The sequence below is a fragment of the Bacillus cereus group sp. BfR-BA-01408 genome, from assembly GCF_022663305.1.
Classification (GTDB): domain Bacteria; phylum Bacillota; class Bacilli; order Bacillales; family Bacillaceae_G; genus Bacillus_A; species Bacillus_A pacificus.
In genome coordinates, this window is sequence record NZ_JAKUFF010000017.1 from 19,442 (window position 1) to 45,289 (window position 25,848).

The window sequence follows — 25,848 nt, forward strand, 5'->3', positions numbered from 1 at the left end:
AAATGGAAAAAAAATCTTTTAAAATCCGTTCAGTTAATGACAATGAACAGCTTTGGACAAAGTTAGCTGATCAAATGGAAACACTTGAAAACAGGGATGAAATGAAATGCTTCAACTGCTCAATTTGTTGTGATAATTGCTGTTTTAATTGTTGCTTCCAAATCTAATTTATACTTACAGTAAATAAACACTCGAAATACTTATATCTTTTAATAAACTTAGTTATTAAATTCATTATTTTCTGTTCTTGCCTAGCAAGAACAGAAAATAATTATACAAGGGTGATTTGATGATTATTAACAAGTATCATTTACGATATCCTTTAAACGAGGAAGTTCTAATGATTAATACCTTAACTGGTGCTGTAGATTTTTTTTCTCATGACTTAATTAATTTAATCGATACATTGTCATATAGAGATTACGAAAATTTAACTAACGAAGAGAAAAATGCTACTAAAATTTTAATTGATAGAGGTTACGTATTTAAGAACACAGAGGATCGGGACCATAGACTATGGCAGGCTAAAAATATTGTGGACGCTGGAAATGAAATGCAGTATGTTATTTGCCCTACATATACATGTAACTTTCGTTGCCCATATTGTTTTGAAAGCCATAGCCTTCATGAGAAAATAACAGCTTTAACCGAAGAACAACTCCAAGCAGTTATGCAAGCCATAGACATCTTTCATAAAGAAAGTGGTTATAAAATCGGTATGATTAACCTTTTTGGAGGCGAACCACTCCTTCCTTTTACCAAAAAAATAGTCAAACAAATCTGTGAAGAAGCTGTTAAGCGTAACTTCAAAATTGGTTGCAATACAAATGGCTATCACCTTTCTTCTTTTGTAGAGATTTTCCAAAACTACCGTGATCGACTGAGTATTATGGTTACAGTTGATGGACCGAAGAATATTCATGATCAACGACGTATTATGACGGGAGGTCAAGGTACATTTGATCAAATTCAAAAAGGTATTTGTGATTCACTTAATCATGGTATTCGTACCATTGTAAGAGTCAATATAGACCAAACAAATATTGATTATGTTTCACTTCTTGTAGACTATTACAAAAAAAACAAGTTATTTGAAAATGAAAATTTCTCAATTTCTTTTTCGCCTGTCACAGATCATACATGTAAAGGCTTAGGAGAAGATTTAATGAAGGGTTATGAAATCGTAAAAAAATTACAAAAAAATATTCCTGATTTTGAAAAATTAGAAAAACAAAAATCTCTTAACTTCGGAGCTGATATGTACCGTTTCTTTAAACCAATTATGCAGTTAGATTCAGAATTAAAAAACAAAATTGAAATGGTTGTTCCCAATATAGTCTATTGTGAATCTGCTGAAGGGAAACGAGTTGTATTTGGACCTGATAACCATATATATGCTTGTCCTGATTTAGTTGGAAGATCAGAGTTCAAAATCGGCGATTATTTCCCTAAATTCTCTCGCCAAGATTGGAAGTGGGAAAAGTGGAAACAATTCAATTCCTTTACCATTCCACAATGTAAATCTTGTGCCTCATCACCTATATGTGGAGGAGGGTGTGCTGCTGAAGCTCTTATAGTTCATGGGAACTTGAATCAACCAAACTGTCCACAAACAGATAAACAGGTTTTCGAATATTTAAAAACTATTAAAGAAGAGATTTCAATATAAGGAGAGGAACTAAGCTATGATAGCAAGTACCTATAATTCAACATATAAATTATCTGATGGAAATTATGTTCTAATCAATTCACTAAGTGGCGCACTCGATGTAATTAATACAGACATAAAAAAAGTATTAGATGATATTAAGCGTAATAAAAAATTAACTCTTTATCCTGAATTAGAAGAACTTCTCTCATTTTTAACAAAACGTGGCTATCTTTTTAATGACCGTGATGAAGAATTAAATAAACTTACTATTATTCGTGATCGGATGACTGAATCTTTAGCAAATAGTAATTCCGGAGTTACATTCAACGTATGCACAACATATATGTGTAACCTTAGATGTCCTTATTGTTACCAAGGTCATGAAATACATAAAATTTCACATGCTTTAACCCCTGCTGAAGTAGACAAAATGTTCCAAGCAGTTGATAAAATTTTGTCTATGGAGAATGAACGTGGTCGATTTGAGAATGCAACCCACCGCATGATGTTATATGGTGGTGAACCATTGCTTCCAACAACTCGAAAGACAGTTGAACAAGTTGTTAAACGTGGAATAGAAGAATACGGTTTTCGTATGTACGCCATTACAAATGGTACATTCTTGCATGAATTCTTAGATTTTCTAGAGCCTTACAAAGAGAACTGGGATTATTTTCAAATTTCTATTGATGGACCGAAACATATTCATGATCAACGACGTATTACAGCTGGTGGCACAGGAACATTCGATCGAATTGCTGCTAATATTTCACTAGCATTAGAGCGTGGTTTCGCAGTAGGCTTACGTACTAATGTGAATAAAGATAATCTTGCATATGTAAAAGAATTAGCAACCTTTATCGAAGATCAACATTGGAATACTTATCCTAATTTTGGTTGGCAGGTATCTCCTGTTACTGATCATTACGGAGATAATCTACCAAATCACCTTCCAGAGCATGAATTACTCGCCGAAATTTATAATATTTTCGGAGATTTAGAAGAATTTATGGATAAATTTAACGCAAAACTGGGTACAGACCTTAACATTCGTACTTCTAGAATCCGTCAATCCATACGAACTTTTGACTGGGAGAAGGTAAGTGAACTTGATTCCTGCTCTTCTGTCATGCATAGTTTACCTTATTTTAAAGAATGTAGTGCGAGAGAACAGCGTTTCTATGCATTTGGTGCGGAAGGTTTAATATACGCTTGTCCTGAGGCCGTAGGTAAGCCAGAAACTGCAGTGGGTTCCTTTTTTCCTGAATACAATTTAGATGCTGATAAGCATGCTATTTGGGATCAAGATATTACTGACTCCGAACAGTGTAGTAGTTGTAGTATCTCACTATTTTGTGGTGGAGGATGTGCTTATGCTAATTTAATGCGAAATGGTGCCATTAATAAACCTTACTGTAATGATTCACATCAAACCATTTCGACTTATATTAAGAAAAATGAAACTGCCTTTTTAGAACTAATTAAATAAAAAGATATAACTCCACAAATACCTTCACCATTGTGGGGTTACTTTCTCTTAAAGGATGTGATCAATTTGACAGCATCGCAAAATATCTTTCCAAAGTTAATTCCATACGAAGTTTATAATATGGATGTTTGGGAGGAGGGGCCTCGTTATTTAATAAAATTTGATAACGGATTACAATTAAAAGTCACTGAATCACTGAGAAATTTATTCAATTATATGGATGGAACCACATCCATAGGGGATATATGTACAATGGTACAAACGAATCACGATGGCAATATTACTATAAATGAGTTAACAGAACTGATAAATGAACATCTATTACCAAAAGGGGTTTTAGTTGGTTCTGAAAAAAAAGCATCTCATCACTCTGCAATTACATTTAGAATAGCAATTTTCCACGCTTCTTACTTAAAAAAGGCATCCGAATATTTCGAATTCTTATTCTTTCGGGGCGTATTTGTTTTATTTAGTATTTTCTTCAGTATAAGTCTAATACATTATTTTTTTCAGGCTAATACTGAAAATATATCAAACACATTTGGATCTGTTTATAAATTTACTATTGCAATTTTACTGCTATTATTTTCCATGATTGTCCATGAACTTGGTCATATAGTTGCTGCTTATCGATATAAAATACAACCTAAAGACGTCGGAATGGGTCTTTATATGATGCGGCCTGTTTTATTTGTTGATTTAAGTGATACCTGGCGATTGCCTAGACGACAAAGAGTAGTTATTGACCTGGGCGGAATTTACTTTGAATTATGGATATTTATATTATTTGAGTTGTGTTATTTTATTTCAGGATTCCAGGAATTTTTTGTAGCAAATCAATTCATACTCATTACAGTTCTATATAACTTATATCCATTTTTACAATATGACGGTTTTTGGGTTCTTACTGACATTCTAGGAATTGCAAACTTGCATACTAGAACCTTCCAATTGGTGAAAAGTGGTCTCCTGGGATACTTTTTTTTCAAGCCTGATTATCGAAAGCAATTTAATGATACAATTAAGAGGATGAACAGGCACTATAAAATAGCATTTCTTACATATGCTAGTATATATTTTTGTTCAGTTATCACTGCTATCTGGTTCATTCTTCGATATACCATCTATTTATTCACATCGCTAGATTCGTTCACATGGGGAAATGCAAAAGGTGCCATTATTGTAATAATTATAGTTTTAATTAGAACAATAGTTGTCTTTACATTAAAATTTAAAAGGGCCGGGAGGGAAAAGGATGATAAACAAACAAACCATCCTTCAAGTAGAAAAAATCAAGAAAGCTTATGAAACCGAAGCAGGAACAATTCAAATTTTAAAAGGGCTTAGCACTAAATTTTATTCTGGAGAGATTGTTAGTATTATTGGTCCTAGTGGAAGCGGAAAATCCACACTACTTGGAATACTGGGATCATTGGATACCCCTACCGAAGGACGTATTATTATTGAACAACAAGATATTACCTCCATGTCAGAAGAAAAGCTAGCTGATTTCCGTGCAAAAAAGATTGGTTTTGTTTTTCAATCGTATAATTTAATCACAACAATGACCGCTCAAGAAAATGTTATGATGGCACTTATGTGCGCTGGAGTAAGAAGCCAAAAAGAAATGATAACAAAGTCTAGGGAAATGTTGGACCTTGTTGGGATGAAAGAACGATATCATCATTTACCAAGCCAGCTATCTGGAGGTCAACAGCAGCGTGTAGCAATTGCTCGTGCATTAATAAATAATCCAGCCATTGTTATTGCTGATGAACCAACTGGGAACTTAGATTCCAAAACAGGAAAAAATATTTTGGACTTAATTTTTCAACTACGTGACCAACTCCAGATGACGTTTATTATTGCTACACATGATACGCATGTGGCAAAACTTTCAGATCGTGTTTTAAAAATGGAAGATGGCCTCCTCGTTCAAGAAACCTTTAACGACCATACAAAATCTAGTGAGCAAGAAGGTGGCATAACACCATGCTACTAAAATCTGCACTACGTAGTTTAGCACGTAATCGTTTAAGAACTTTTTTTACTGTGTTCAGTATTTTAATAGGAGTAGCTAGTTTCTTTTCTATGTCTATGTTGGTAGAGCTGGTTCCGCGATCTATTCACGAATCCTCTAAAATTCTTTTAGGAGGGAATGTGTCAGTTCAATCCTATTTAAAACCGATGGATCGCGAAACTCTTATTTCTTCCATTCCTAAAGAAGAACAGAAAGCGCTCACAACTTCTTTATTAGGTCAAAGTATGGTCAAATCTGATCGGAAAACAACAAGTTTAATTGTAAAGGGAATTGAAACGAACCACTATCCTTTCTTTGGTGATAATCTGTTTCCTAATATTCGTACTTTACATAAAGATGAACTACTACTTTCCAAAAATACAGCTGACCGTTTGCAAGTCAAAGTAGGAGATAGAGTTGAGATTCCTAACCGTTTTACTGGGGCAATGACCTCTTATAAAATTAGTGGTTTAGTAGAAGGTGTCCAAGAATCCTATGGCGATGCTTCGATTTTTGGAACTGCCTATTTACCTTTAGATCAAGCACAGCAGCTCTTAAATGTACCTGCAGGCACAATTAATGAAGCATTAATCTTATTAAATGAAAATGTTAATATCTCTTCTTTTAAAAAGAATATTCAAAAACAATTACCACAAAGTAGTGTAATAGATGTTCAGGATAAAGAGCTAGAGAAACAGAAAGATTTACGGATGTTGTTACCATTTCTTCAGCTTTTCAGTATATTAGCTCTTGGAATTGCCGCTATTACTACTTCTAATACAATGAAAGTCATTATTGCTTCACGTACGCATGATATCGCTGTTATGAAGTCCGTAGGAATGAAAACTAAATATATTATTCGATATTTTCTATCAGAAGCATTATGGCTAGCGATTCTCGGAACAGTTGGTGGGATTGTACTCGGCTTATTAGCTAGTGTTTGGCTGACGTCCTATCTAGCAGACGTGCTTTCACTACCGCTACATTGGGGAATTTCATGGTCCGTAATTTTTACAACAATTATTGTGGGATTAATTGTAACCTTCTTAGCTTCTTGGATACCAGTAAAAAGTGGAATGTGTGTATCACCACTTCAAATGTTACGTGATACTGAGAACACAAGTGTGAATTATGCTTTACCATTTAAAAAGAAATTTCAACTTTTTATATTTACTTGTGGCATTCTTTCTATTTATGTTTACAATATAGCTTTCACAACAAATACAAATGGCAACGCAGTCTTTAAGTGGTTTCTTGCTCTTTTACTTACAACTGCAGTTCTGTTATTTATTTTTACTTTTGTCCGATTTATAGGGTTTATATATTCTTTATTATTCAGATTAATTGGCGCCATGAAAAGCATAATGCCACAAAGCCTCTTTCTTGCTTTACACAACATGGCTACTACAAGTAAACGAAATGGTTTATTAGCAGTTACCTTAACTATTGGTGTTGTTTCTGTTGTCTCTAGTCATGTATTTGCAGACAATTTAATTGAGTCAGTTCAAGGTCAATTGGAAAGAGAGGCAATGGGAAATATCCTTATTACAAGTTCCATTCATGACGAAGGGAACGTTGAAAAGCAGCTACAATCTATTAAGGACATAAAAGGATCGAAAAAAGGTTATCAATTAGATGGAAGACTCCAAAATATTAACGGAGTGGACGCAGCATCTATATTCATGAAAAATATAAAAGATGATAAATTTTTTAGCTCAACTAAAATTTCAATAGAAGGGGTAGATACCTCTCTTAACTCTAGATCCTATATGATATCTGAAGGGCGTGATTTAGCTCTATCGGATGCAAAGGGGAAAAAAGCAATTCTTTTGGACAGCTATAAGAAATTAGGTGTAAAAGTCGGGGATACAGTTGACATTCAAATTGGAAATGAATTAATAAACTGCGAAATTATAGGTTTCTTTAAATCTGGTGTAGTTAAAACCGTTGGCATCCGTATTCCAACTGAAACATTAGCTACATATGGGAAACCAAGCCGAATTACTTATTCCTTAGATAGTGATCCTAAAAAAACAAATGCTATATTAACAGAATTAAATGAAAAACTTCCTGGTTCAGCAATGGCATATTCAATTGCCGCTACAGCAATCGATAGTCTTCAGTATATTATTCAAATGCAAAGTGCTTTCTTCTCAATTGTAGCGTTGTTCGCATTTTTAACAGCTGTTCTTACAATTGGAAATCAAGTTGTCATTCGCTTAATGCAACAGACACGAGATGTTGCTATTATGAAAACAGTTGGTATGTCTTCTAGTAATTTGATGAAGTCTATCTTATTAGAAAACACGATTATCTCCCTATCGGCTGGATTAGTTGGTGCTGGAATTGCCCTAGCCTTTTCAGGCATCACTTTACGCTTCTTATTCCAAATGCCGATGAAAATAGATATGACTTGGTCCATTTTAGGCATACTTTTATCTGTTATAACAACAATAATTGTTGTATGGATAGCAGCAAAACAATCATTATCGGCTAAACCTATACACCTTTTACAAAATAAATAAAGAAAGAAAAAAGTGTATTTTGATCATCTAGTCAAAATACGCTTTTGCTATTTTCTTTAAAACAACACATATCCTATGTCTATCAGGTTAAAATTAAAGAATACCCCAGAACGAAAATCTGGGGATCCCTCCCTCACATGCTTGTTCCCATTTAAAAACTGGATTAGATTAAACCTAGTTGATTTAAACGTGTTTCTTATCCCTTATCCTTCTAATTTATTGATTAATAAAATGTAGACTGATCATTAGGTTTTATATTATAAATAGTTTTTATTAAAATAAAGTATTAGACTCAATAGTAGCTATGCAATTATTATACAGTTAATAAGAACAATTCTGAGAAGATGTACGTAGTAATAAAATGGGAGAGGAATAATTTGACTCAAAATAAACCGATAGAAACAGAAGAAAAAATATCTATCATACAAAAAATGAAAAAATGGGCTAGAAACTAAAAAAAACAACTTCTTGTACTTTATTTGGCATATCGAGATGAAAGAGTCCCTTGGTATGCTAAATTATTTACAATGCTTGTTGTTGCCTATGCTTTTAGTCCTATAGATTTAATCCCAGACTTCATTCCTATCTTGGGGTATCTTGATGATTTGATTCTTGTACCATTAGGTGTATACTTGGCATTAAAACTTATTCCTAAAGAAGTGTTGGAGGATTGTAAAAGAAAGGTAGAGGAAAGACAGATAACAAGCAAACCAAAGAATTGGATAACAGGCATTATTATCATTACTCTCTGGATCCTTGTCTTTGTATGGGCTGTAAAAATTGCAAACCTGATTATTTTCAGGATGGAAGAATAAAGAAAGGTACAGAGTATATACAGCTAGATATGGAGGTATTAATGAGCTCTCTCCAAACAGGACAAACATATGGAATATCCAATGCTTATGTAGGTATGACTGATAAAGTACTAACCCGTGCAATTTTTACAAGATAATTTATCAATAATTATTCTTTTTTCTCCGGCTGATAGGAAAGAATAACGACACCTGAACTGGTCGTTTTTGTTTCTATAAGTTTTAATGGTTTTGTATTGTTCTGGTCTTTAAAGAGACGCTTTCCGCTCCCTAGGATAACGGGATTGACTATAAAGTGATATTCATCAATGAGGTCATGTTGCATTAATGTTTGTGTAAGCTCACTGTTGCCATAGATTAAAAGGTTCTGACCGGGCTGTTCCTTCAGTTTCGATACTTCTTATACAATATTACCCTTGATAAGATTTGCATTCCATTCGGTTTTTTCCAAAGTTGTTGAAGCAACAAATTTAGGCATGCTGTTCATCTTATCAGCAAAACCCTCTTCATCAGTCATAGAAGGCCAGGCAGCTGCAAAACCTTGATAGGTTACTCGCCCTAGTAGAAGCGCTTCACTTTCAAACAGTAAATCGGATTGAAATTTTGCTACTTCTTCATTGAAGTATGGAGCAGTCCAAGCTGGTTTCTCCATGACACCATCTAGTGAGAGGTACATCGATACAATTATTTTTCCCATTTTGTTCTCCTTTAGTTTTAAATTGAGATTTTTACATATTGGTAACACAATTATTAATTCTTCAACTAGAGAAATTCTCCCTTTTTAATAGTTTCGACAAAATGTATTTATGTATGTTTCGGAATAATCCAATATATATTAATACCTTCGAAGTATTGTATAACAGATAATTTTTATGCATTATTGATTAGCATTACTTATTGTACTAACGAGTCAGGATAGTGTGGTGACCGACCTACTAAAAAGTTGCTTATCCTCAATTATTAGAAGGGAAGTGCTATCATTTCGCGAATTGATTAGACATAGACGAGTGCTATAATTTTCTATATCTACATAAAGAGGTGACTACGCATGAATCAAAGACCGTCAGAAGAAGAATACGCTGGGAGCTCCGGCGAATATATCCGTTTGGTGCCGGACGGTAACATCATCGACATTCTGCTTGCCCAGGAAAAGCAAATGATCGAGCTCCTGGCATCGTTGACCGAAAGCCAGGCCGCATATCGGTATGCGGAAGGAAAATGGACACTGAAAGAAGTTGTGGGCCACATTACAGACGCGGAACGCGTCATGACCTACCGCCTGCTCCGGTTCGCAAGAGGGGACCAGACGCCTTTGACCGGTTTCGATCAGGAATTATTCATACCTCCTTTCGGAAGCTGGACAACCGCGCAATTGGCCGAAGACTACCGGGCCGTACGACAATCAACGATTACATTGCTGCGCGGGCTACCAGCGGAGGCGTGGACCCGTAAGGGCACAGCCAACAACCTAAGCATTACGGCGCGCGCCCTCGCGTACGGCATTGCAGGACACGAAATTCATCACATGGGGGTCATCCGAAACCGGTACTTGAGTTAATTGTCGGCTGAGGCCTTTGGAATGGAACTAACATCTCGCATACAACCTTAGATACCGTTCTTATTGGGGGTCCGCCCCACAACCATCAACTTAAGGATTTAAACTATTTTTGAAATTAAAAACACGTTACCATTCTCTTATGTTAATGAGAAAGGGTGACGTGCTTTTTATGAATATGCACCAAAAACAAGAGTTATCTTTATTTGCCGAAGAGTTATATCGATTTTTCTCATATTGGGGTATTTGTTTTTCTTAGATTGAGGATGATGGGGCACTACTCTATAATGGTCAAATTAAAATTTAAAACAGTTATAGAGACTCCATTCCTCCGAAATATTGTAACTATTAAATTGTAAAAAGAACCGTAGTTTTTCATTTTTGAAAAGGCTATGGTCTTTTTTAATTGTAACAAAGTTATGATGCGAGGGAGTTTTTTTGATAAATCAAAAAAACTTGATTAATAAGTTGCATATAGAACTCATCTACGTATATACTATAAACATCAAAAAAAGTTGATGAAGGGAAGTGAACTACAGTGGCGCAAAATTTCCAGCTCTATGAGAAAAAATTCAAAGCATTAGCGGATCAAAAGCGTTTAGAAATCATGTATGAACTTTGCCAGCGGGGGCAGACGTGTGTATGTGATTTAACAGAGATTTTTGAAATGACACAATCTAAGTTGTCCTATCATTTAAAGATTTTATTAGATGCAGGTTTAATTGTAAAAGAAACAAAAGGTACGTGGAGTTATTATGATTTAAATGATGCGGAAGTAAATAATTTATTATCAGAAGAATTGTGCTGTATTTTTAGAAAAACAGGAAAAGGTAGCTGTTGTTAAAATTTTGCGCTATTAATCAAAAAAACTTGATCAATGACATATAAAGAGGAGGAATAAGGTATGAGATATGTTCACGTTGGTATAAATGTTACGAATTTAGAGAAGTCTATTGAGTTTTACGAAAAGGTATTTGGTGTATCGCCAGTTAAGGTGAAAACGGATTATGCAAAATTTTTATTAGAGACGCCAGGGCTTAATTTTACGCTGAACGTACGAGATGAAGTGAAGGGAAATCAGGTAAATCATTTCGGTTTCCAAGTGGATACAGCTGAAGAAATCACATTACATAAAGAACGATTAGAAAAAGAAGGTTTCTTCGCTCGTGATGAGATGGATACGACTTGTTGCTATGCGGTTCAAGATAAGTTTTGGGTAACGGATCCTGATGGGAATGAGTGGGAATTCTTTTATACGAAAGCACATAGTGATGTTCATCAAATAGAAGAGTCATCTTGTTGCACGACTTCAAATGAGGTAGCTAAAAATTCTTGTTGTTAATAGGAGATGGAAAATAAAATGAAACGTTTATCTTTTCTAGACCGATATTTAACACTATGGATTTTTCTAGCGATGGTTGTTGGGATTGGTTTAGGATTTGTATTCCCTAGTGTAGTAGACGGACTGAATACATTACAGGTTGGAACGACGTCTATTCCGCTTGCTGTTGGTTTAATTGTCATGATGTATCCACCATTAGCAAAAGTTCGCTATGAGGAAATGGGCCGAGTATTTAAAGATGTAAAAGTGTTAGTTTTATCTTTAGTACAAAACTGGATTATTGGTCCGGTACTTATGTTTGTGTTAGCAATTATTTTTCTTCCTGATAAACCAGAATACATGGTTGGTCTCATTATGATTGGGTTAGCACGTTGCATTGCAATGGTCATTGTTTGGAATGATCTAGCTGATGGTGATAAAGAATATGCGGCAGGTTTAGTGGCTTTTAATTCGGTATTTCAAATGTTATTCTTCTCGGTTTATGCATACGTGTTTGTAACAGTCATTCCAGAATGGTTAGGGATTGAAGGTGCTATTGTTAATATTACAATGGTAGAAGTAGCGAAATCAGTATGTATCTATTTAGGAATTCCTTTTATAGCAGGTATGTTGACACGCTTTGTACTAGTTAAGTTAAAAGGAAGACAGTGGTATGAAAAGGTATTTATACCTAAGATTAGTCCACTTACACTACTCGCATTACTATTTACAATCATCGTTATGTTCTCCTTAAAAGGGGAAATGATTGTTAGCGTACCATTAGATGTTGTAAGAATAGCGATTCCGTTATTAATCTATTTTATTGTAATGTTTTTCGTTTCTTTCTTTATGGGGAGAAAAATTGGTGCAAACTATCCGGTGACTACAACGTTAGCGTTTACAGCAGGTAGTAATAATTTTGAGTTAGCGATTGCTGTAGCAGTGGGTGTGTTTGGTATTCATTCGGGCGCAGCATTCGCAGCTGTCATTGGACCGTTAGTTGAAGTACCTGTCATGATTGCACTTGTAAATGTTGCTTTTTGGTTTAAACGTAAATATTTTAATGATCAATCAACTTAAAAACAAAGGTGGAACACAACATGGAAAACAAAAAGATAATCTACTTTTTATGTACAGGAAATTCATGCCGAAGCCAAATGGCAGAAGCATGGGGGAAACAATATTTAGGGGATAAGTGGAATGTGTATTCTGCGGGAATCGAAGCACATGGAGTGAATCCAAATGCTATTAAAGCAATGAACGAAGTAAATATTGACATAATAAATCAAACATCAGATATAATTGATGCAAACATTTTAAATCGTGCTGATTTAGTCGTTACGCTTTGTAGTCACGCAGATTCTGTCTGCTCTTCAACACCTCCGCACGTGAATCGTGTTCACTGGGGATTTGATGATCCAGCAGGAAAAGAGTGGGCTGAGTTTCAGCGAGTTCGTGATGAAATTGGTGAACGTATAAAGCGCTTTTCTGAAACAGGGGAGTAAATAAAGGAAAGAGTCAATCTTCTATTTTATAGGGGATTGGCTCTTTCCTTTATTGATTTAAAACAACTATTAAAATAAATAGAGAATATTCTGTCATGGTGGTAAAGTTAAAATAGAGCAGTTTCAGGGGGGCGGAACATATGATTTCTGAATTGAACAAGGATGATTTTTATAAATGTAATGGTTTAGTAAATGCAAAAGGTCAATTAGAAGTAAAGGCTGTAATTGCAGGAGTGAATCCGGGGCGTATATTTGTAGATCACATTTCTTCTCCTAATGCAGGACTTATTTGGTTAGGGAATAATGATGGCTTCTTTTTTATTGGCAATGCTGAAAATGAAACATTTAATAATGAAATGAATAGCTTTATTGATAATGTAATAATACCTGAGGCTAGAAAGGTTGGACTAACTTGCTTTGAAGGAATCGGAAATCATTCAAAATTGAAAGAATATTTCAGCACCGTAACTTAAAGAGTTGGAATCAAAGAGTGTATACGCTAAAGGAAGAAGATTATGTGGGGAATCATGAGCCTAAAATTGAACATGGGTATATAGTGTTGAAAATGAGTAAAACTCTTTATGAGAATCAAAGAGATTCATTGAAAAATATTGAGTTTTTACAATCGAAAATTTTAGAGTTTTGGTCCTCAACGGATGAATTTTTTAACGAGGGAATAGGTTATTGTATAGTTTTTGACAACATGATTGTAAGTGTTTGTTTTTCGGGGTTCGTCTTTGACAATATACACTGTATAGATATTGAAACAATAGAAGGTCACCAAGGGAGAAAATTAGCTCAAACGGTGGCTCATAGTTTCGTAACAGAGTGTTTGGAGAATAATATCATTCCATATTGGGACTGCATGGAATTAAATAAGCCTTCTGTGGCCGTTGTAGAAAATGTAGGTTTTACCAATGTGTTTAATTACGTAGGATATTATTTTCCTTTTGAGTAAATGAAATGTATTTTACAAACCTATCATCGAGGATTTTTACATGTAAGGAGAATCGGATGAAACACATAATAAGAAATGTAGTAATGAATTATTTTAAAGAAATTCATACATTAGTAGTGGAAGAAGAATTACATAAGAATAGTTGGCATACAGATTTACACTATAAAATCATCGTAAATGGAAAGCGATATTCCGCAAGATTTATAAACAGCAAGCGAACAATCAATCCAGCTTTTGGGCCGTTATCAAATGAACAATTGAATGAGCAAGTGCGGTTTACGTATTATTTACGAGAGCATGGAATTCCATTTATGCAGGTTAAGGAGAATAAGGCAGGGGATTCCTTTACATGTGTCACTTGGAATGAGGAACAGTACCGGTTTGTATTGTCTACTTGGATAGAAGGGGAACATGTTACTCATTGTACAGAAACGATGGCAGAAGTCTTTGGAAAGGAAGCAAGAAAGATACATGATATTTCTAGTACGTTTCAAAGCTCGACTTTTCAAAAGAAATCTCATTTAGATGGATATGGTGAGTTTATCAAGTTATTAGAAAATAAGGGGTGTACAAGTAAGGGATTGAGAGGTTATATAGATTTCGCTAAGTACCATATAGAATGCGCGCATAAGAGTAATTTAGAGTTTATTGTACAAACTGATTTAAATCCTTTAAATGTCTTATGGGATTCAAATCAGTCTGTAAAAGGAATTGTAGATGTTGAATCGATTGGCTATGTTGATCGTATTGAAGGACTAGCCTTTTTACTAAAGTGGTATTCTCGCACAGAAGGAATACAATCACATGAAGTAAGTCCGAGTGTTGCTAGAGCATTTTTAGAAGGGTATGGAGCTCATAATATTGTAACATCAAATGATTACAAAAGACTTTCTTCGTTACTATGGTTATCCGGTAGTTTAAATTGGAATTTTGTGAAGAAAACACTAAGTGTAATAAGTGATAAGAGGAAATTAGAAGAACATTTGGAAGTTTATAGAGTAAGAGGAGAAAGGCTATCTTCATTGTTAATTTGTACATAACATGCATTCTCCTAATTTGCGATTCACATAAGAATCGATATGAGGTGTTCTAAAAATGAAAATACAAATTGTATTGTTTGATGGATTTGGAGAGCTCGTCTCCTTTGCACCTTTTGAAGTACTGAAAAGAGCGATAGAAGAAGGGGCTCCGTTTACAGTTGAATTCGTTTCAAGTGAGCCAAAACAAGAAGTTACTACTTCGTTTGGAGTGACGGTGAAACTACATGATTTTTTACGCATGGATAATCGTCCAGATTTGTTAATTGTACCTGGTGGTGGCTGGAATCATAAAGCTGAACATGGGGTACGAAAGCAAGCAGAGCTTGGTATTTTAACCAAAATGATTAGAGAGATGAACAATGAAGGAACGATTGTTGCTGGAGTTTGTACAGGAGGTATGCTACTAGCTGCATCCGGTATATTGAACGGTCAAAAGGCAACAATGCATCATTTGGCGCAGGGTGAAACGAGTGAATATGGAGCAGAACTTCTTCCTTATAGAATTGTAGATCAAGGGAATGTTATTACTGCAAGAGGAGTTACTTCAGGACTTGATTTAGCTCTTTGGATTACGGAAAAGTTCGCAAGTCCTAAAATTGCAGCTGCTGTTGAATATAGAATGGAATACGAGCGGCGAGGAGTTGTTTGGAAATAATTTGATTTTAACCATGTTTTTATACTCTATAGCGTATTAGATATTGTAAAAGAGAAAGAGCCAACTTATACGAGCAGGCTCTTTTTTTTTGTATTCATTCTCTATGTTTAATAATTGGGCTGAATATAACCTAACTTTATTCCCTTTGTGACAGCTTCTAAAATAAGGGAACTTCAACATAATGGACATAAGCCGTGCTTATACATGTAAAGTAAGAGGCCATGAAAATGAATAAAGACTGCTAATTTTTGTGCACTTTAATTATGTAGAAATAGGGGAGATGACATGAAAGACAATACGCCTAAGAAAATTTTATTTATTCAATCGGGAATTCCTTTTTATTATCCAATGATCGAAGCCGCAATTTTGAATAGTTTACAAAAGGTAAATAGCAATACCATTATGGTGAATCCGGAAAAAGCTATAAAAACCGCATTGAAAGTGAAACCTGATTTTATTTTGGTACTAAGTGGTTTAAGCGAAGAATTTAGTAGTATCATGCCAGTCCTAAAGAATGCGGGATTTACTACTGGACTTTGGCTGACAGATGATCCTTATTATACGGATGTAACACAACATCTTGTGCCGTATTATGATTACATATTTACGCAAGATTTAAATTGTATCAAATTTTATAGAGGGTTAGGATGTAAGAATGTGTTTCATCTTCCGTTAGCAGCAAATCAAGATGTGTTTAAACCTTCTCAGAAAGAAGATACATATAAGTATGATCTTAGTTTTATAGGTACAGCATTTGAAAATAGACTTACCTTTGTTGATTCTATTTCAGAGTATGTAGCAGAAAAAAACATAAAAATTGTAGGATTTGGTTGGGAGAATTTAAAGAATTATGAAAGGTTAAAGGAGAAAATACAACTCCTGCCACTTGCGAAGTATGAGGATGCATTGCAATTTTACGTATCGACTAAAATCAATATAAATTTACATCGCTCACCAAGTGATCAGGAATTGAATTGTAATGCTGCAAATATCCAAGCATATTCAGTAAATAATAGGACGTTTGAAATTAATGCTGTAGGTTCTTTTCAATTAACTGATATACGCCCAGATGTAGGAAAGCATTACATACCGGGTGTTGAAATAGAAACTTTTAATAGTGCATCGGAGTTTATAGAAAAAGCGGAGTATTATTTGGAACATGTACAAGAAAGAAAACAAATAGCAAAAAATGGACTGGATAGAACTCTGAAACATCACACATATGATAAACGTATAGTACAATTATTAAACTATATTCATTTCATAGGTGTGAAGATGTAGTCTAACCATTAACTGAAATGATAAGCGGTTAGTACTTTCTAACTTTCGTAGTCTATAAAGACCATTTATGAAAAAGGGATTTGAGTAATTTTGTAGAATTTATTTATTCTGAAAAAACAATTTTTCATTCAAACTAATTTACATATAATAATTAGAGGAGATTAAAAATGAATCACTTTTTTGTAGAATTTGGTGAATATGAAGCAAGTGTTTGTGAATGGGGAGATAAAAGTAATCCTCAAATCATTTGTTTTCATGGTTTAGGAAGTACAAAATTAAGTTTTATAGAAGTAGCGGAACTTTTAAAAGATAGCTATCATATTGTATCGTTTGATCTACCTGGACATGGGAAAACCCAAAATTTTGAGAAGGATGAAGATTACGGTGCATCCCATTTAACAAATTGGGTAGTAGCATTACTTGAGCATATAGGAAAAGAAACCTTTCATATAGTAGCACATTCATGGGGAGCAAGTGTTGCGCTTCACTATGCAGCAGAATGTCCAGAAAAAGTGAATAAAATAGTATTGTTAGATGGTGGTTATCATCATGGCAAAATGAATGCGGATTATTTTGCGAATCTATATAAAGATGCGAAAGAAGGAGAGTGTCCACCGCGATCATTAGAAGAAGAAATTACCCATTACGAAAACGATTTTGATGAATATATTTTTGATAGTAAAGAAACATTCATCCAATCAGAAAAACTGGCTTACAGCAGATGGTCACCATTACTAGAACGTGCGGTTTATGATTTAATGAGAGAAGAAGATAGTAAAGTGAAATGGCATGCTACTGGCGATACCGCTAGAGGTGTAATTAAGTTTCAATATACGGTGTATAAAACATTGAAACCGCATAAAATTAAAAGCGATATTTTATTGTTGTATTGTGATCTTCCCGATAATTATTTAGAAATAAGAGAATTGCAGATAGTAGAATTTAAGAAGCGTATTAATATTACGACTAAGCTTTACAAAGATACAGGGCATTTAATGCATTGGGATAGACCGGAAGAGATTGCTGAGGATGTTTTACATTGGTTCAAATAAAGAAGGTCCGTTGTTCGCATTTGAGCAACGGATTTTCTTTTGAAAAACTGAATTCAAGAGTGATAGAGGGATAAGCAAGAGCATTACAGTTCTATTACCAATTCATTTTTTGATATAATAGATGCGTGGCAGGACATAGATAGAAAGATACTGCTAGTAATTTATACTTAAATGTAGGGTAACTAACTGTTACGATTTATTTAACCAATTATAACGAAAGTTAATTAAATATATCAGTAAGCCCTGCTAGTCAAGTGATTGGCTAGTAGTGAGGGTTAACTGCGGGCAATCCCTAAAGCTGATTGAACTACAACGTGGCTAGAAATAGCGAGCGTGAATGTCGCGAAAGCAGAAAAAATCAATCAGATGGTGCAAGGTTAAATCCTAAACACTAGAACAATGGGTCTTCCGCCTCGAATCATCTAAGTCAAAATGGATAAGATGAACGTTCAACGACTATCTCGTATAACTGGCGAGAGTACATCACAAGCCTATGGTGATGGAAAAATCCTCTATCTCTAAGTAGATAAACATATAGTCTGCGCTCATGTGAAAACATGAGAAGTTCATAAGAGAACTGGCTAAGGAATTGCGCCCTTAGTTGAACGAGATACATTTAATTAAATCTATCAAACCGCATTGAATTTATCGAACGTATGTTCTATTGTGAATTTAATGAGGTAAGAATGATAATGAAATTTTTACGAGTTAGTCAAGTATCAGAATTAACAGGTTTGCATCCGAGTAGTCTCAGGAGAATGCTGGTGGAACACGCTACGATTCAGAAGAACAAATCTTTCATTAAAGGAGTTACATTCTGATGATATTGGCGAAGAAAGTTAGACTGATTCCAACGCCTGAACAAGAAAAGTTGCTTAGAAACCATGCTGGCGCTGCAAGATTTGCTTATAACTATTGTAAAAGAATGAGTGATAGATACTATAAGCTATTTGGAAAATCTGTTTCACAGTTAGCTTTACAGAAACGATTTACAAAGATCAAGAAGCGAAAGAGATATGAGTGGTTAAAAGACATTAATGCACAAGTTCCCAAACAGGCTTCAAAAGATTTTGATACGGCGAGAAAACATTCGTTCAAAAAGTACAAAAATGGGTATCACACTTCTTATAAATCCAAAAAAGATGTAATCCAAGGATTTTATGCCAATTATGAAAGACTGGTTATAGGAAAGAAAGTCGTTCATATTCAGTCTATTGGAGAAGTGAAAACAAGCCAACAACTACCAAGGAATAAAAAACCATCCAATCCAAGAGTTACCTTTGATGGTCGTCACTGGTGGATTAGTGTAGGGTTCCAAGAAGACTTTGAATTACAAGAACTAACGAATGAGTCGATTGGTGTGGATGTTGGTTTAAAAGAACTTTTTTTAGCTTCTAATGGTATGAAAGAACGAAATATAAACAAAGATGCTAAGGTTAAAAAACTTTTGAGAAGGAAAAAGTCAGCGCAAAGAGATATGTCTAGGAGATTTAAAAAAGGTGTAAAAATTCAATCTGCCGGATATGAAAAAGCGAAAGCGGAGCACCTGCGGTTATCTAGGAAAATTACGAATATCCGAAATAACCATGTCCATCAAGCAACAGCTAAATTGGTGAAAACCAAACCAATGAGGATTGTTGTGGAAGACTTATCTATCTCAAACCTGTTAAAAAACAAAAAACTATCGAAAGCATTTTCCTTTCAAAAATTACACTTCTTCTTTCAATGTTTATCATACAAGTGCGAGAAGTATGGCATTGCGTATGTAAAAGCTGATAAATGGTTCGCCTCAAGCAAGATTTGTTCATGTTGCGGAGTTCAATACGACCATTTAGTTCAACCAGAAGGACAGTGGAGTTTAAAAATACGTGAGTGGCGTTGTGTTCAATGCAATAGCCATCACAATAGGGATTTAAATGCTGCGATAAATTTATCAAGATGGGTAAAATAAATGCTTGATAATAGGAGGTAACGATACTGCCTCGTGTGGAGTGTTATACCCCTCGTCCCTTCGGGGTTGCGAGAACACTTTGAAGCACTAACTTGTGTAAATTTGATTGAATTGTATAGATTTAGTTAAGTTTATCGTATCGGAGATTGAACAGAGTTATGGGGAATGAAAAAGAAATTAGTTCCGCTAAATTAATATGGAAGATGACGCGCCCGCATACGTTAACGGCGACGTTTTCTCCTGTAATTTTAGGGACAGTGGCATCACTTTATGTTGCCAAAATTGATTGGCTTTTATTTATTGCGATGATGGCTGCATGTTTAGCATTGCAAATAGCCACGAATTTATTTAATGAGTACTATGATTTCAAACGTGGATTAGATACAGCTGATTCTGTTGGAATTGGTGGCGGAATTGTCCGTCATGGATTGAAACCAAAAAATGTTTTAACAGTCGCACTTTTATTGTACGTAGTAGCAGCACTTATTGGCATTTATATTTGTATGAATAGTAGCTGGTGGTTAGTCGTCATTGGTTTAATTGGGATGGCAGTTGGTTATTTATATACAGGTGGTCCATTACCAATTGCGTACACTCCGTTTGGAGAATTAGTTTCTGGATTGTTGATGGGGACATGCTTTGTACTCATCGCTTTCTTTATTCAAACGAATACGATAACGACTGAAAGTGTATTAATTTCCATTCCAATTGGAATTTTAGTCGGTGCAATCAACATGTCGAATAACATCCGAGATATCGAAGAAGATATTAAAGGTGGAAGAAAGACATTAGTCATCCTCCTTGGGAGAGAAAAAGCAATAGTAACACTAGCGGTAGCCTTTTTCATTGCTTATTTATGGATCGCGGTAATTGTATTGATGGGTTATATAAGCCCTTGGGCATTAGTGATGTTCCTAGGTTTGAGAAAGCCAATCTCCGCCATTCAAAGTTTCCAAAAAGGAGCAAAGGATCCAGGGTATATGCGCATCGCCATGAAATCAACAGCGATGACAAATACGATTTTTGGCTTTTTATTATCAGCAGGATTATTAATAAGTTACTGGTTTTAAATAAAAATATTGTTAAGTAACTTAACCCCAATTTCTCAATTTTAATATGGAGAGATTGGGGTTGTTATTTTGACTATGTTTAACGTTAAGAGTCGAAATGCAAATACCAATAAATTGCAACTTCATCACTTGTCATATTTAAGCCTTTATAAACAAGAAAATCAAACCCACCAATTACAAATCCACATTTTTCATAGAACTTACATGCTGCGACATTATTATTTTGCGTTTCAAGCATGATACCTGGCATGTTGCCTTCTTTTGCCCACTGTTTTGCTTGAACAACTAATCTTTTACCAACCCCGAGTGTACGATATTTTTTATCCACCGTTATATCTTCTATGTAAGCATAGTGATTCCAATTCTTTTTCAATACTATGAATCCAATGATTTGGTTATGTAACAGTGCTATGTAAATTATTTGATTTGGCTTATTTATATATTCATTGTACGCCAGTTCTTCATTATCATTTTGTAAATAACTTTTTTCATAACTCGGAACGTCTTCTACTGTATATTCTATGCGTCTATTTACTTTTGAAAGAGAAAGCATTAACCGAGCATTCATTATAAAACTGTCATCAATCTCCGGGAAATTATCTAAATCATTTGTTTCTAACTCCCTAATTAAAAGGCTCATCGTGATACCTCCAAATCATATTATTTCTTCTGGTTCTTTATGTAATCCAAATTCATTCCAATTACAAAATTATAATAGAATTTCAATAGTAAGGTTATCTCTGTATTTTATCTTAATACCGATATTCTCGTATCTTAATATGAAAATGATGTTTAGAAAGATTAGTGTTTTTTATTTTGGGTGTATATTCAGTGTTCAAATTTAACTGTATTAGAGAAACAAATATTTTGCAGAAGAGTGAATGTAATAGGCTATTCTTTAACTGGTTTCGACATTATCTGCATTTTATCTTTATCCGTCTCTATTAATCTATTTATTGTAAATACCGGCTGAAACTAACGATTCAGCCTTATAAATAATTAATAGGGAAAGGATCAAAACATCATGAAAGAATCGCAAAGTAAGAAAAAAACAAGTGTAGTAACAAAGGCAATAATATCTCTAGGAGTTGTTTTAGCAGCGACCTTCTTCACGTTCTTTTTAATTGGAAAATGGAATGCTATCCCAGCGAAGGGAGTAGCGAATGAAAGTATGAATCAAGTTAATACGCAGCAACAAGAAAAGAAAAAGGAAACATCAACAACAAAACAGAAAAGACCTGATGGAAAACCGTTAGGAAAGGTTGTTTATTTAACATTCGATGACGGTCCTAGTGAATTAACGGGGAAATTTTTAGATGTACTAAAAGAGCAAAATGTTGCTTCGACATTTTTTATGCAAGGTAGTAATTTACAAAATACAGGTTTTCAGGAAAACGTAAAAAGAGCGGTAAAAGAAGGACATTATATTGGTGCTCATAGTATGACACATAATAGTGATAAGCTATATAAAAAAGGACAATTTGTACCGGAGATGAAAGAAACGTTAGCTCTAATTCATAATATCACAGGCACAACTCCTAAACTGGTTCGTCCACCATATGGATCTGCACCAGGATTAAAGAGTGATGAAATTCGTAATCAAATTGTAGAAGCAGGAATGAAAGTTTGGGATTGGACTATAGACTCAAATGATTGGAAATTAAAAGATAATTCAACTCAAATTATTGAAAATGTAAAGAAACAAACAACAGAAGAGGTAGAAGTTGTTTTAATGCATGAAAAGGTGCAAACATTACAAGCTCTCCCTGAAATTATTAAATTTTATAAAGAGCAAGGGTATGAATTTGGGGTATATAATGATGAGGATCATTTTTGTCTAAACTTCCAGAAAGATCAACGTCTATAGTATAAATATAGTTATTTTAAAAAGATGTTTTTATTACTAAAACAATAACTAATACAAAGAATAACTAATACAAAGTCGATTTCCATGAAGTGTCCCCCAATTGTTAAGCACATTCTAACAATCGGGGCATTTTTTATATTCAAATTCTCTTAGCGTACGAAATTCGCGTTTTTCTCCGTAGCGAAACAGGGCTCATATGCTCTAACCTCATTCTATTAGTAAATAGCCTGCAATCATTATCCTCTGTACATGAAATAAATTTGATTTGTAATATAATCTGAACTAAAATGAAGTCCATTTTTTATCCACCACATGATGATTCCTACCAATGAGGCAGTTTTAATCTCAATAGCGACATAATCTGCTGGTAGCTCTGTCTCACTATTATTCCTTCTCGTTTCTACTAATCGCTTTATTAATAGAAATAATTGTTCTTCAAAATGATTCATATTAAATAAAATGGATAAATAATTTCGATGAGTATATAAATAATCAAGCAATTGTGTTAGCTGTTGTTTTTCGGATAAATCACTTACGTGTATTAAAGCAGTAATTTTATTAGAAAGTTCATTTAAAATTTCATCAGTGAGCTGCATGAGTAAATCCTGAATATCTTGATAGTGTAAGTAAAATGTTGTCCGATTTAACCCAGCTTTGTTTGCTATTTTCTGGACTGTTAAATTTGAAATAGTAGATTCCTCTTGTAAAAGGGAATAGACGGCATTTTTAAACATTTCTCTTGAACGAAGTGTACGAGGATCCTCTTTTTTAGATGTAGACATTTTTAAACTCCTTTATAGATTTTTCTTTGACTTTCTCGACAAAGCATATTTTCAATGTCGATTAATGAACATTTTCAACAAAATTGTTCATGGTCAGGAATATGTATCTTTGTTACTATGAATTTTATCGACACTGTGTCGATAATGCAACTATGGAAAAAGGGAGTTTACAAATGGAGAAGGGAATAACAGAAAGAAATAAGAAAGTTTTATTAATTGTACTAATTGCTGGATGTTTTTTATCGACATTAAACCAGACGTTACTTAATGTGGCAATGAGTAACTTAATGGAGGTATTTGATGTTACAGCTGCAACTGTACAATGGTTATCAACAGGTTTTATGCTCGTAAACGGTGTGTTAGTGCCAATTACGGCATTTTTAATGAAACGTTTTACAACAAGGCAATTATTTACTAGCTCAATGCTTTTTTTATTCATCGGAACATTACTATGTGCCGGTGCCATCAATTTTGGCATGTTATTAACAGGAAGAATGATTCAAGCAATTGGGGCGGGAATTATTATGCCGCTCATGATGACAGTTATTTTATATTTATACCCTAGTGAAAAGCGCGGGAGTGTTATGGGAACTATCGGCTTTGCCATGATTTTTGCGCCAGCAATCGCTCCAACGTTATCTGGTTTTATCATTGAATATGTATCATGGAGATGGTTATTTATTGGATTAGCTCCATTTGTATTCATCGTCATTATTCTTGCACTGAAATATTTAATGAACGTTGCAGATACGACAAAAGCAAGGTTGGATATTGTAAGCGTCATTTTATCAACGATTGGCTTTGGTTGTGTTTTATTTGGATTCAGTAGTGCAGGAAGTAAGGGATGGGGTCATCCAATTGTTATTACAACAATTATTACCGGGATAATTGTTACAGCGTTATTTTGCTTACGTCAAATAAAGTCTAACGATCCATTATTAAATTTATCCGTATTTAAGTATAAAATTTTTACTCTTACATCAGTGATAAACGTACTCGTCACGATGATTATGTATGCTGATTTAATTCTTTTACCGATTTACTTACAAAATGGAAGAGGCTTTACCGCATTTGAAACAGGTTTGCTTCTATTACCTGGAGCTGTTATTAATGCATTCTTATCACCTATTACAGGTAAAATGTATGATAAATACGGAGCAAAACCACTCTTTATTACAGGGTTAGTATTTATTATTATTTCGATGTGGGGTGTAATTGATTTAACTGAATCTACAACGTATATGTATGTAATGGTGCGCACTATTATTTTGCGAATTGGGTTAAGTTTCATTTCAATGCCTTTAAATACAGCAGGACTAAATGCTTTACCTAGAGAATTAGGTTCACATGGTTCAGCGGTAAATAATACGATTCGTCAATTAGCAGGTGCTATTGGAACAGCAGTTGTTATTACTATATATACGACTCAAGCAACTTCACACGCTTCAGAGTTATCTTTAGAAAATGGAAGCATTGCCGCTATTCAACTAGCGAAATTATCTTCTATTTTCGGCTCAGGTGATGCCTATCTATTTATGTTATTCTTATCTTTTGTAGCATTAATCTTTGCATGTTTCATGCCTAAAAAGGTGGCGACTCAAAAACTTGAAAAAGAAGCAAGTAATTAGAATGGTTTATAGGGTTGTTTAGAAAGTGTATGATGAAAGAAAAGTAAGTGATCTAATATTGAGGTACTTGTTTTTCTTTTTATCGAAATAATATAAAAAGGACTCTTAATTTTATAAGAGTTCTTTTTTGCTACCCCAATAAATTCTTCTCAATAATTGAAAATAAAATCAATCCAGATTATTATATTGTTATTGTAAATTTATTTTATTGAAGGAGGATACATAGATGAAAAGCTCAAAAGGCTCTATTGAATCAGAGATAAGCAAAGCAATTACGCACTGGGAGAAGGACTACTTAGGACGCGGGTCTATATCCGTTAAGACAGATATATTACGAGATATGATTATCGTAAATTTACAAGGTATTTTAACACCGGCTGAATATACTGTTTGCGAAACAAAAGACGGTATGCTAACGATAAAGAAAAATCGTTCGGAGCTAGTTGAATCTGGAATTGACGATTTGAAAGGGATTATACTCGAATTGACTGGAGAAAAAGTGAAAAGTTTCCATACGGATATAAGTTCGCGTACAGGTGAACGAGTAATGATTTTTAAATTGTTTCATAATCTTGAGGAAAAGTTTTAAAAATTAAAACCACCGTAGAGTTAGAGGGAGATAATTAAGAAACCTAAAAATTTCGCACTTTATTTACATTTATTAACATGATAATAATTAAAAATTT

At 34.3% G+C, this 25,848-nt stretch carries 22 protein-coding genes and 3 pseudogenes; 22 read left to right on the forward strand and 3 right to left on the reverse strand.

Annotated features, from left to right (window positions below; all coding sequences use genetic code 11):
- Positions 1-340: 340 nt before the first annotated feature.
- From MR083_RS10360 to MR083_RS10390, 7 genes and pseudogenes are all read left to right on the forward strand, one after another.
- Complete coding sequence (locus MR083_RS10360; protein ID WP_000611138.1) at positions 341-1,669, forward strand: radical SAM/SPASM domain-containing protein; 1,329 nt, start codon at positions 341-343, stop codon at positions 1,667-1,669.
- Between the two features lie 16 nt (positions 1,670-1,685).
- Positions 1,686-3,140: a radical SAM/SPASM domain-containing protein gene (locus MR083_RS10365; RefSeq protein ID WP_000562081.1), complete on the forward strand. Its 1,455-nt coding sequence runs from the start codon at positions 1,686-1,688 to the stop codon at positions 3,138-3,140.
- A gap of 66 nt (positions 3,141-3,206) precedes the next feature.
- The gene (locus tag MR083_RS10370) at positions 3,207-4,448 is read left to right on the forward strand and encodes a zinc metalloprotease (RefSeq protein WP_000127302.1); all 1,242 of its coding nucleotides are present in this window, start codon (positions 3,207-3,209) and stop codon (positions 4,446-4,448) included.
- Positions 4,396-5,142 carry an ABC transporter ATP-binding protein gene (locus tag MR083_RS10375; protein WP_000608859.1) on the forward strand — a complete coding sequence of 249 codons (747 nt, stop codon included), beginning with the start codon at positions 4,396-4,398 and terminating at the stop codon, positions 5,140-5,142. Before MR083_RS10370 ends, MR083_RS10375 begins: the two co-directional genes overlap by 53 nt.
- Positions 5,133-7,685 (forward strand): ABC transporter permease, encoded by a 2,553-nt coding sequence (locus MR083_RS10380; RefSeq protein ID WP_242269149.1) that lies wholly within the window; start codon positions 5,133-5,135, stop codon positions 7,683-7,685. Before MR083_RS10375 ends, MR083_RS10380 begins: the two co-directional genes overlap by 10 nt.
- A 479-nt stretch (positions 7,686-8,164) precedes the next feature.
- Entirely contained in the window at positions 8,165-8,500 is a 336-nt protein-coding gene (locus MR083_RS10385) for a YkvA family protein (RefSeq protein WP_230306239.1), read from the forward strand.
- Positions 8,461-8,634, forward strand: a pseudogene (locus MR083_RS10390) (IS4 family transposase); the annotation flags it as partial. The gene MR083_RS10385 and the pseudogene MR083_RS10390, both read left to right, overlap by 40 nt.
- Before the next feature lie 14 nt (positions 8,635-8,648).
- On the opposite strand, the pseudogene MR083_RS10395 reads toward MR083_RS10390, so the two are convergent.
- Positions 8,649-9,194 (reverse strand): annotated as a pseudogene (locus MR083_RS10395) (dihydrofolate reductase family protein).
- Between the two features lie 351 nt (positions 9,195-9,545).
- On the opposite strand from MR083_RS10395, the gene MR083_RS10400 reads away from it, so the two are divergent.
- The 12 genes and pseudogenes from MR083_RS10400 (at position 9,546) to menA (ending at position 20,885) form a co-directional block, all read left to right on the forward strand.
- Complete coding sequence (locus MR083_RS10400) at positions 9,546-10,055, forward strand: DinB family protein (RefSeq protein WP_001076309.1); 510 nt, start codon at positions 9,546-9,548, stop codon at positions 10,053-10,055.
- Positions 10,056-10,590: 535 nt separating this feature from the next.
- The gene (arsR, locus tag MR083_RS10405; protein WP_000068188.1) at positions 10,591-10,896 is read left to right on the forward strand and encodes an arsenical resistance operon transcriptional regulator ArsR; all 306 of its coding nucleotides are present in this window, start codon (positions 10,591-10,593) and stop codon (positions 10,894-10,896) included.
- A gap of 60 nt (positions 10,897-10,956) precedes the next feature.
- Positions 10,957-11,394, forward strand: coding sequence for an ArsI/CadI family heavy metal resistance metalloenzyme (locus tag MR083_RS10410; protein WP_001271016.1), 438 nt, complete (start codon positions 10,957-10,959; stop codon positions 11,392-11,394).
- 18 nt (positions 11,395-11,412) lie between these two features.
- The gene (arsB, locus tag MR083_RS10415) at positions 11,413-12,453 is read left to right on the forward strand and encodes an ACR3 family arsenite efflux transporter (RefSeq protein ID WP_242269151.1); all 1,041 of its coding nucleotides are present in this window, start codon (positions 11,413-11,415) and stop codon (positions 12,451-12,453) included.
- 20 nt (positions 12,454-12,473) lie between these two features.
- Complete coding sequence (arsC, locus tag MR083_RS10420) at positions 12,474-12,878, forward strand: arsenate reductase (thioredoxin) (protein ID WP_242269154.1); 405 nt, start codon at positions 12,474-12,476, stop codon at positions 12,876-12,878.
- Between the two features lie 140 nt (positions 12,879-13,018).
- A pseudogene (locus MR083_RS10425) lies at positions 13,019-13,836 on the forward strand (GNAT family N-acetyltransferase).
- 56 nt (positions 13,837-13,892) lie between these two features.
- On the forward strand, positions 13,893-14,876 hold the full coding sequence (locus MR083_RS10430; protein WP_242269156.1) for a phosphotransferase enzyme family protein: 984 nt from the start codon (positions 13,893-13,895) through the stop codon (positions 14,874-14,876).
- Positions 14,877-14,931: 55 nt separating this feature from the next.
- Complete coding sequence (locus MR083_RS10435; RefSeq protein WP_000701559.1) at positions 14,932-15,531, forward strand: DJ-1/PfpI family protein; 600 nt, start codon at positions 14,932-14,934, stop codon at positions 15,529-15,531.
- Between the two features lie 285 nt (positions 15,532-15,816).
- On the forward strand, positions 15,817-16,812 hold the full coding sequence (locus MR083_RS10440; RefSeq protein ID WP_000654561.1) for a CgeB family protein: 996 nt from the start codon (positions 15,817-15,819) through the stop codon (positions 16,810-16,812).
- A 167-nt stretch (positions 16,813-16,979) separates the two neighbouring features.
- The gene (locus MR083_RS10445) at positions 16,980-17,864 is read left to right on the forward strand and encodes an alpha/beta fold hydrolase (protein WP_001015264.1); all 885 of its coding nucleotides are present in this window, start codon (positions 16,980-16,982) and stop codon (positions 17,862-17,864) included.
- An 820-nt stretch (positions 17,865-18,684) separates the two neighbouring features.
- Entirely contained in the window at positions 18,685-19,815 is a 1,131-nt protein-coding gene (locus MR083_RS10450) for an RNA-guided endonuclease InsQ/TnpB family protein (RefSeq protein ID WP_242269158.1), read from the forward strand.
- 158 nt (positions 19,816-19,973) lie between these two features.
- Positions 19,974-20,885: a 1,4-dihydroxy-2-naphthoate polyprenyltransferase gene (menA, locus tag MR083_RS10455; RefSeq protein ID WP_242269160.1), complete on the forward strand. Its 912-nt coding sequence runs from the start codon at positions 19,974-19,976 to the stop codon at positions 20,883-20,885.
- A gap of 85 nt (positions 20,886-20,970) precedes the next feature.
- Here the strand turns inward: menA and satA are convergent, their stop codons facing one another.
- Entirely contained in the window at positions 20,971-21,525 is a 555-nt protein-coding gene (gene satA / locus MR083_RS10460; protein ID WP_242269161.1) for a streptothricin N-acetyltransferase SatA, read from the reverse strand.
- Between the two features lie 384 nt (positions 21,526-21,909).
- Between satA and MR083_RS10465 the strand changes: the two genes are divergently transcribed.
- Positions 21,910-22,752, forward strand: coding sequence for a polysaccharide deacetylase family protein (locus MR083_RS10465; RefSeq protein WP_242269162.1), 843 nt, complete (start codon positions 21,910-21,912; stop codon positions 22,750-22,752).
- 236 nt (positions 22,753-22,988) lie between these two features.
- On the opposite strand, the gene MR083_RS10470 is transcribed toward MR083_RS10465, so the two are convergent.
- The gene (locus MR083_RS10470; RefSeq protein ID WP_242269164.1) at positions 22,989-23,534 is read right to left on the reverse strand and encodes a TetR/AcrR family transcriptional regulator; all 546 of its coding nucleotides are present in this window, start codon (positions 23,532-23,534) and stop codon (positions 22,989-22,991) included.
- A gap of 173 nt (positions 23,535-23,707) precedes the next feature.
- Between MR083_RS10470 and MR083_RS10475 the strand changes: the two genes are divergently transcribed.
- Positions 23,708-25,162, forward strand: a complete 1,455-nt coding sequence (locus MR083_RS10475) for a DHA2 family efflux MFS transporter permease subunit (protein WP_242269166.1) — start codon at positions 23,708-23,710, stop codon at positions 25,160-25,162.
- Between the two features lie 226 nt (positions 25,163-25,388).
- Complete coding sequence (locus MR083_RS10480) at positions 25,389-25,751, forward strand: Na-translocating system protein MpsC family protein (RefSeq protein ID WP_242269167.1); 363 nt, start codon at positions 25,389-25,391, stop codon at positions 25,749-25,751.
- Positions 25,752-25,848 lie beyond the last annotated feature (97 nt).

Excerpts from the sequence above, each read along its gene's own strand:
- arsC (WP_242269154.1), top strand. The coding sequence starts at position 12,474 with ATGGAAAACAAAAAGATAATCTACTTTTTATGTACAGGAAATTCATGC.
- MR083_RS10410 (WP_001271016.1), top strand. The coding sequence starts at position 10,957 with ATGAGATATGTTCACGTTGGTATAAATGTTACGAATTTAGAGAAGTCT.
- menA (WP_242269160.1), top strand. The coding sequence starts at position 19,974 with ATGGGGAATGAAAAAGAAATTAGTTCCGCTAAATTAATATGGAAGATG.
- MR083_RS10445 (WP_001015264.1), top strand. The coding sequence starts at position 16,980 with ATGAATCACTTTTTTGTAGAATTTGGTGAATATGAAGCAAGTGTTTGT.
- MR083_RS10480 (WP_242269167.1), top strand. The coding sequence starts at position 25,389 with ATGAAAAGCTCAAAAGGCTCTATTGAATCAGAGATAAGCAAAGCAATT.
- MR083_RS10380 (WP_242269149.1), top strand. The coding sequence starts at position 5,133 with ATGCTACTAAAATCTGCACTACGTAGTTTAGCACGTAATCGTTTAAGA.
- MR083_RS10365 (WP_000562081.1), top strand. The coding sequence starts at position 1,686 with ATGATAGCAAGTACCTATAATTCAACATATAAATTATCTGATGGAAAT.
- MR083_RS10465 (WP_242269162.1), top strand. The coding sequence starts at position 21,910 with ATGAAAGAATCGCAAAGTAAGAAAAAAACAAGTGTAGTAACAAAGGCA.
- MR083_RS10470 (WP_242269164.1), bottom strand. The coding sequence starts at position 23,534 with ATGTCTACATCTAAAAAAGAGGATCCTCGTACACTTCGTTCAAGAGAA.
- MR083_RS10400 (WP_001076309.1), top strand. The coding sequence starts at position 9,546 with ATGAATCAAAGACCGTCAGAAGAAGAATACGCTGGGAGCTCCGGCGAA.
- MR083_RS10450 (WP_242269158.1), top strand. The coding sequence starts at position 18,685 with ATGATATTGGCGAAGAAAGTTAGACTGATTCCAACGCCTGAACAAGAA.
- arsB (WP_242269151.1), top strand. The coding sequence starts at position 11,413 with ATGAAACGTTTATCTTTTCTAGACCGATATTTAACACTATGGATTTTT.
- MR083_RS10440 (WP_000654561.1), top strand. The coding sequence starts at position 15,817 with ATGAAAGACAATACGCCTAAGAAAATTTTATTTATTCAATCGGGAATT.
- MR083_RS10435 (WP_000701559.1), top strand. The coding sequence starts at position 14,932 with ATGAAAATACAAATTGTATTGTTTGATGGATTTGGAGAGCTCGTCTCC.
- MR083_RS10430 (WP_242269156.1), top strand. The coding sequence starts at position 13,893 with ATGAAACACATAATAAGAAATGTAGTAATGAATTATTTTAAAGAAATT.
- MR083_RS10375 (WP_000608859.1), top strand. The coding sequence starts at position 4,396 with ATGATAAACAAACAAACCATCCTTCAAGTAGAAAAAATCAAGAAAGCT.
- MR083_RS10360 (WP_000611138.1), top strand. The coding sequence starts at position 341 with ATGATTAATACCTTAACTGGTGCTGTAGATTTTTTTTCTCATGACTTA.
- satA (WP_242269161.1), bottom strand. The coding sequence starts at position 21,525 with ATGAGCCTTTTAATTAGGGAGTTAGAAACAAATGATTTAGATAATTTC.
- MR083_RS10475 (WP_242269166.1), top strand. The coding sequence starts at position 23,708 with ATGGAGAAGGGAATAACAGAAAGAAATAAGAAAGTTTTATTAATTGTA.